Annotated in this window: 6 protein-coding genes; 3 read left to right on the top strand and 3 right to left on the bottom strand. The window is 62.8% G+C overall.

The window, feature by feature from the left end; all coding sequences use genetic code 11:
* Positions 1 to 767, bottom strand: a 767-nt coding sequence (locus B3M53_RS11260) for a class I tRNA ligase family protein (RefSeq protein WP_286800423.1), incomplete at its 3' end; no start/stop codon positions are given.
* Between the two features lie 157 nt (positions 768 to 924).
* On the opposite strand from B3M53_RS11260, the gene B3M53_RS11255 reads away from it, so the two are divergent.
* Positions 925 to 1692 (top strand): enoyl-CoA hydratase/isomerase family protein, encoded by a 768-nt coding sequence (locus B3M53_RS11255; RefSeq protein WP_273019691.1) that lies wholly within the window; start codon positions 925 to 927, stop codon positions 1690 to 1692.
* A gap of 288 nt (positions 1693 to 1980) precedes the next feature.
* Here B3M53_RS11255 and B3M53_RS11250 read toward each other — a convergent pair whose 3' ends face one another.
* Positions 1981 to 3180, bottom strand: coding sequence for a methionine gamma-lyase (locus B3M53_RS11250; protein ID WP_273019690.1), 1200 nt, complete (start codon positions 3178 to 3180; stop codon positions 1981 to 1983).
* Positions 3181 to 3293: 113 nt separating this feature from the next.
* Here B3M53_RS11250 and B3M53_RS11245 point away from each other — a divergent pair, with 113 nt between their 5' ends.
* A complete protein-coding gene (locus B3M53_RS11245) occupies positions 3294 to 3749 on the top strand; it encodes an Lrp/AsnC family transcriptional regulator (RefSeq protein WP_273019689.1) in 456 nt (151 codons plus the stop codon).
* A gap of 4 nt (positions 3750 to 3753) precedes the next feature.
* Here the strand turns inward: B3M53_RS11245 and B3M53_RS11240 are convergent, their stop codons facing one another.
* Positions 3754 to 4371 carry a class I SAM-dependent DNA methyltransferase gene (locus tag B3M53_RS11240; RefSeq protein ID WP_273019688.1) on the bottom strand — a complete coding sequence of 206 codons (618 nt, stop codon included), beginning with the start codon at positions 4369 to 4371 and terminating at the stop codon, positions 3754 to 3756.
* 241 nt (positions 4372 to 4612) lie between these two features.
* On the opposite strand from B3M53_RS11240, the gene B3M53_RS11235 reads away from it, so the two are divergent.
* Positions 4613 to 6421: an ABC-F family ATP-binding cassette domain-containing protein gene (locus B3M53_RS11235; protein WP_273019687.1), complete on the top strand. Its 1809-nt coding sequence runs from the start codon at positions 4613 to 4615 to the stop codon at positions 6419 to 6421.
* The last annotated feature ends 643 nt before the right edge of the window (positions 6422 to 7064 follow it).

Raw genomic sequence — 7064 nt, 5'->3', positions numbered from 1 at the left:
ATCTCGACCGGCACGTTATAGAGCGGGCTGATGGCGCGCTTGCCGATCAGCTCACCCGCACGCGGATGATCAGGGTGGATCATCAGGCCGCCGCACGCGCCGATCAGTTCGGGGCGCGTGGTGGCGATGATCGCAGGCTCCAGCCCGCCGCCTTCGATTTCAAACGGGATGTAATTGAGCTTGCCTTCGCGCTCGGTCTCCTCAACCTCGGCCTGGGCGATGGCGGTGCGGTCGGCCGGGTCCCACAGGGTCGGCTCAAGGCGGCGCTCCAGCAGGCCCTTGTGGAACAGGTCCAGGAAAGACATCTGGCTGACGGTCCGGCTCTCGTCGGAAATGGTCTGGTATTCGCGGCTCCAGTCCACAGACAAAGCCAGGCGCGAGAACAGATCGCGGAATTGCTGCTCGTAAGGCGGGATCACCTCTTTGCACAGCGCCACGAAGTCTTCGCGCGACATGGTCCCGCCGCGCACCTTCTTCACCTTCTCCACCAGACGCTCGGTCGGCAGACCATTGTCGTCCCAGCCGATGGGATAAAGCACGTTTCGGCCGCTCATCCGCATATAGCGCGCCATGATGTCGGTCTGGGTGTAGGAATAGACATGACCCACATGCAACGCGCCCGACACGGTCGGCGGCGGCGTGTCGATCACATAATCACTGTCCGCCGGCGCGCTCGGATCCCAGACAAAGGCGTCGTCCTCGGCCCAGCGGGCGCGCAGGGCGGCTTCAGAGGCTTTGGCGTCGTACTTGTTGGGAAACGGTTTCATGTGGCGGACCGATATGTCTGGAGAGAAAGCGGAAGGGAGGCTGGTCTTAGACGATTTTTTGCTGACGCAAAAGACGAGCACAGCTAGCGTGGCGCCACAACCGATCAGGCTTGACGCGGCCGCCTGATGAATGCGCGGTAGACGCAAAGAGGCGCAGATGACTTACGACCATATCCAGACCTATCGCGACGACGCCGTACTGACCATCCGCATGCACCGGCCCGATGCGATGAATGCGCTGATCCCGCCCATGCTCGAAGAACTGATCGACGCCTTTCACCGCGCCGAAAGCGCCAACGGCCCGTCGGTCATCATCGTGGAGGGCGCTGGCCGGGCCTTCAGCGCAGGCGTGGATCTGAAAGTGCTGTCGGGCGCCCAGCCGAAAGCGGGCCGGGTCGGGTCAGTGTTTGACGAACCCGCCAGCCGGGTCATGCAGGCGGTGCGCGCCAGCTCCAAACCCGTCATCGCCAAAGTGCACGGCGCCTGCTTCACCGGCGCGCTGGAATTCGCCCTGCATTGCGACTTCATCCACACCACGGACGACACCAAGTTCGGCGACACTCACGCCAAATTCGCCATTCGCCCCACCTGGGGGATGAGCCAGACTCTGGTGGATGCGGTGGGGCTGCGCCGCGCCAAGGAAATCTCCTATTCCGCGCGCACCTTCAGCGGGGCGGACGCCGCCGCCTGGGGGCTCGCCAACGCCAGCCATGACAGCAAGGACGCGCTGGACGACGCAGTAGCGTCCTTGGCCAAGGACATTGCAGCGAACGATCCCGCGACCGTCGCCGCCTACAAAACGCTGCACGCCATCGCCGAGACCCATGACGTGCCCGCCGGCATCGCGGCGGAAGGCGCCAAGGACTTCCCCGAGATCACCGATACGCTCAATCGTATCGGCGGGTTCCTGCGGGTCGTGAAGTAGAGCACACCTGAATTCCCGGGCGAGCCGGGGTTTCAAAATCCAGCTCCCCTCTTCCCCGGCGACGGCCGGGGCCCAGAGCCGTTGAACGTCAGCGCCTGATGATTTCTGGATCCCGGCTGGAGTTTATCCTCAACTCGATTGGGGGCCGGGAAAGAGATAAGAATCCATCATATCCCTGTCATTCACCGGTTTATCCGGTGAATCCATGCCGTGAGCTGTGATCAGATCAATCGGCATGGATCCCCCGCATGAAGCGGGGGATGACAGAGTTAAAAGGGTGGCGAAACCCTAAGCCATCAGCGCCAGTTCGAGATCGGCGAGGATGTCGTCTGCATCCTCCAGCCCCACCGACAGGCGCACCAGCCCGTCTGAGATGCCGTGCAGCGCGCGCTCTTCCGGGCTGTAGGCGGAATGGGTCATGGACGCCGGATGCTGGATCAGGGTTTCCGCATCCCCAAGGCTTACGGCGCGCAGCGCCAGCTTCATGGCGTTCATCATCGTCACGCCCGCCTCATAGCCGTCCTCAAGCTCGAACGCGATCATGCCGCCGAAATGGCGCATCTGGGCCTTGGCGAGCGCATATTGCGGGCCGTCTTCCAGCCCCGGATAAGCCACGGTGCGCACCTGGGGATGGGCGTGAAGCCAACGCGCAACGGCCAGTCCGGTCTGGCTGTGGCGCTCCATGCGCAGGGACAGGGTCTTCAGGCCGCGCAGGATCAGCATGGCGTTGAACGGCGACAGCGCCGCGCCCGTCATGTCTTTCAGGCCATAAAGCCGCACCCGCTCCATCACCTCGACCGAGCCCACGGCGATCCCGGCCACCAGATCGCCATGACCGCCGAGATATTTGGTGGCGGAATGCACCACCACATCCGCGCCCAGTTCAATCGGCCGGGTGATCAGCGGTGTGGCGTAAGTGTTATCGACCACCGTCAGCACGTCATGGGCGCGGGCGACCGCTGACACGGCGGCGATGTCCACCAACGTCATGGTGGGATTGGCGGGGGTTTCAAAATAGACCACGCGGGTCTTGTCGCTGAACGCTGCGATCACCGCGTCGATATCGCTCATGTCCACATGGCGCACCTTGATCCCGAACCGGGCGAGCCCGTGATTCAGGAACGAAAAGGTGCAGCCATACAGCGCCTTGTCGGCGAGGATCTCATCGCCGGGCTCCAGCAGGCTCCACAGCACGGAGGTGATCGCGCCCATGCCGGAGCCAAAGCTGACACCCGCCGCCGCACCTTCAAGATCAGCGATCCGCCGCTCCAGAAGGTCCAGAGTCGGGTTGGAGATGCGGGTATAGAAATGGGCGGGCCGCTCGCCGGAAAACGCGGCGCCCGCATCTTCGACAGTTTCAAAAGCGAAGGTGGATGACAGATGCAGCGGAGGGACCAGCGCACCACCTTCTTGGGCCGGCTCATACCCCGCGTGAATGGCGCGGGTGGAAAAACCAGGTTGGCGGGTGATTGGCGCTGATCCGTCCACGACGTCGTCCTCCCTGACTGACACGCAGAAGACTACAGGGGAAGGCCGAGCAGAGGCTTGCCATTTCAGTCCCGCACTGTGTTCAATTTGGCAGATTCTGCTAATATGCGCCCATGGACAGCACAGATCGACGCCTTCTCACCGCGCTCCAGCAAGATGGACGCATCAGCAATCAGGCCCTGGCCGACCAGATCGGCCTGTCGCCCTCGCCCTGCCTGAGACGCGTGAGGGCGCTGGAAGAGCGCGGGCTGATCACCGGATATGCCGCCCTTCTGGACCGCGCCAAGGCGGGCTTGCCGATCACCGCTTTCCTGCGCATCAAGCTGGCGAACCACGCCCCCGCCACGGTCAGCGGATTTGAAAAGGCGATTTTACGGCTCGATGAAGTGCTCGAATGCCACCTCACCTCCGGGGCGGAGGATTACCTGCTGCAGGTCGTCGTCGACAGCCAGGCCGGCTATGAGCGCTTCATGCGCGAGCGGCTGCATCCGGTGCCGGGCATCGCCGCCATAGAAACGAGCTTCGCCTTCGGCACGGTCAAACGCACGACAGCCCTGCCGCTGGACTGAGCCCTCAGACGGGCTCCAGCACCACCAGCCGGCATTTGTGGACATGATAGTCCGCTTCATCCGCCTCGCGGACCCTGGCCTTGCCGGACGCTTCAAGCGCCTTGAGATGCGCGGGGTATTTGTCTTCGTCCCAGACATCCTCATGCACCGTCGCGACAATGCTGCCGCCGGGGCGCGTGATGCGCACCAGCTCGTCAAAGCCTTGCGGCCCCACATGGGCGTGGGTGAACGCGCCGACGCAGATGATCGCGTCATAGGCGTTGTCGGGATAGTCGAGCTTTTCCGTCATATCCGCTTCGCGCAGGTCCTCATAGACCTCCTTGCGGCGCGCCAGAGTGAGCATGTCGGGGGACAGGTCCATGCCGTCCACATGGGCGTAGCCGCGCTTGTTCAGCTCAAGACCGGCGAGCCCCGTGCCGCAACCGGCGTCCAGGATGCGGATGGCGGTGTCGGGATGGAGCGCGTGGAGTTTGTCGCTGGCGACGGCCGGCGCCACATAGCCCATGCCCTCCACGGTATCAGTGTCATAGTTCTCCGCCCAATCCTTATAAGCATCTCGACACTCTTCAGGATCGCCACTCAAGTTGTAAATCCGGTCAAGAATCTCATTCTCAGATTTCACGGCTCTTTTCTCCACAAGCTAGCAATCTGATTACTTATAGGCGGAATCGGTCACGGAATCCATTTCATGGACTTACTCGTTATTTTCAAATCGATTTTCAATTATCCAGTATTTTTATATGAATTTTTCTTTTCCGGTTGCACATTCCACCCAAAACAACTTTACGGATCTGCCCCTCAAACCCCTCGCATCCTGATCTGGGAGGGTGACAGCGCTGCGCCCCTCCGCTAACGGCTAAGTCATGTCCGCACCGCTTCTGACCCTCACCGACACCCGCCTCACCTTCGGGGCGACGCCCCTGCTTACCGGCGCCGATCTGATCGTGCGCGAGAATGAGCGTATCGGCCTTGTGGGGCGGAACGGATCGGGCAAATCCTCGTTCCTGAAGATCGCAGCGGGCATCATCGAGGCCGATAGCGGTGAGCGCTTCGTGCATCCCGGCTCCACCTTGCGATATCTGCCGCAAGAGCCTGACCTGACGGGTTATGACACCGTCATCGCCTATATCCGCGACGGTCTGGCCCCCGGGGACGACGCCTATCGCGCTGATTACCTGGCCGAGCATCTGGGGCTTGATCCCGAGGCCGACCCCGCCACCCTGTCGGGCGGCGAGGCGCGCCGGGCGGCTTTGGCGCGCACGCTTGCGCCCCAGCCCGACATCCTGCTCCTGGACGAGCCCACCAACCACCTCGACCTGCCCGCCATCGAATGGCTGGAGAGCGAGCTGAACGCCCATCGCGGCGCGCTGGTGCTGATCAGCCACGACCGGCGCTTTCTCGAAAACCTCACCCGGCAGACGATCTGGATCGACCGCGGGACGACCCGGCGCCTCGATCGCGGCTTTGCGCATTTTGAGAGCTGGCGCGACGAGGTGTTTGAGGCCGAAGAGCTGGAGCGTCACAAGCTTGAGCGCCAGATCGCCCGCGAAGAAGACTGGATGCGCTATGGCGTGACCGCCCGCCGCAAACGCAATGTGCGCCGGGTGGGCGAGCTGCAATCCATGAAATCGGATCTGAAGAACTGGCGCGGCCCGCAAGGCGCCGCCAGCCTGTCGGTCAGCGAGGCGGAACGGTCTGGCAAGCTGGTGATCGAGGCCGAGCATATCAGCAAGGCCTATGACGGACGCCCGATCTTCACCGATCTGTCCATCAAGATCGCGCGCGGCTGCCGGATCGCCCTTGTGGGCCCCAACGGCGCGGGCAAGACCACGCTGATCAAGGTGCTGACCGGCCAGATCGAGCCCGATTCCGGCACAGTGAAGCTCGGGACCAATCTCGAGATCGCCAGCCTGGACCAGCGCCGCGCGGCGCTGAAGCCGGAGTGGACAGTCACTGAAGCCATCGCGCCGGGCGGCGGCGAGCGCATCGAGGTGGCGGGCAAGACCAAGCACGTTCAGGCCTATATGAAGGATTTCCTGTTCAGCCCCGAACAGGCCCGCACGCCCGTGCATGCCCTGTCCGGCGGCGAACGCGCCCGCCTGATGCTGGCGCGTGCGCTGGCGCTGCCGTCCAACCTTCTCGTACTGGACGAGCCGACCAACGATCTTGATCTGGAAACGCTGGATCTTCTGGAAGAATTGATCGGCGACTATAACGGCACCGCGCTTCTGGTCAGTCACGACCGCGATTTCATCGACCGCACCGCGACCCTGACCATCGCCTGGGAATCTGACGGCGTCTGGCAGGTCTATGCCGGCGGGTATTCCGACATGATCGACCAGCGCGGCGAAGGCGTGAAAGCGCGCAAGGCCGAAGAGAAAGCCGCCAAAGCCGGCAAGGCCAAGACCGACAAGCCCAAAACCAAGTCCAGCGGCAAGCTGAGCTTCAAGGACAAGCACGCCCTTGAGACCCTGCCCGGCGAGATCGAAAAAATCGAAGCGACCCTCACCGAGCTCGAAACCGAGCTGGCGGACGCCAATCTGTTCATGAAGAACCCCGATCGCTTCAACGCCGCCACGAAAGAGCACGCCAGGCTCACCGAAGACAAAGCCGCCAAGGAAGAGCGCTGGCTGGAGCTTGAAATGCTGCGCGAAGAGATTGAAGGCGGGTGAGCGCGCGGGGCTCGCAAAACGCGCCTACGAAGTCATACTAAGTCCACATCTCTTCCCCTGCCCAATCAAGTTGAGCGTAAACTCAGACCGGGGCCCGGAGCCGGATGCGTGGCGCTTGATGATCTCTGGATCCCGGCCTTCGCCGGGAAAGAGCGGGCTACCCACACCTCCCACCGGTGTCATCGGACGGTGTGTCCGGCCGATCCATGCCGGTTGGTCAAAGGTCACGGCATGGGTTCGCCGGATAAACCGTCGAATGACGGGTTTAGGGGATTGAAGCGGTGTTCTGGGTCCCCGGATCAAGCCCGAGGATCGAGAGTATAAAGCTTCAACATCTCGGCCTTCGGACTTGATCCGGAGGCCCATGCGCCGATCGCCCCGCGCGCAAACGCAAGGGTGAGCCAAATGACGGGTCGCGCGGGAGCGGGCCGTTTGTGTTGATAGCGTGCAGTCTTGGAAGCCAAACCCGGCTCCCGCGCTGGAGATGTTTTGTCGGGATCACCGCACGGAGACTTCTGCGCTGTCGCGCCGCCGGTGCAGTCAGTGTCTCATCAGACGCCGCTGCCCTGGACCGCCAGGTGATCGCCCGCCTTTTTGGCCAGAGGGCGCGTTAGACCCTCTGTCCTCGGGACATCCCGCCCCT

The sequence above is a fragment of the Oceanicaulis sp. UBA2681 genome, assembly GCF_002354675.1.
GTDB lineage: Bacteria > Pseudomonadota > Alphaproteobacteria > Caulobacterales > Maricaulaceae > Oceanicaulis > Oceanicaulis alexandrii.
This window is presented reverse-complemented; position numbering and strand designations above follow the sequence as displayed.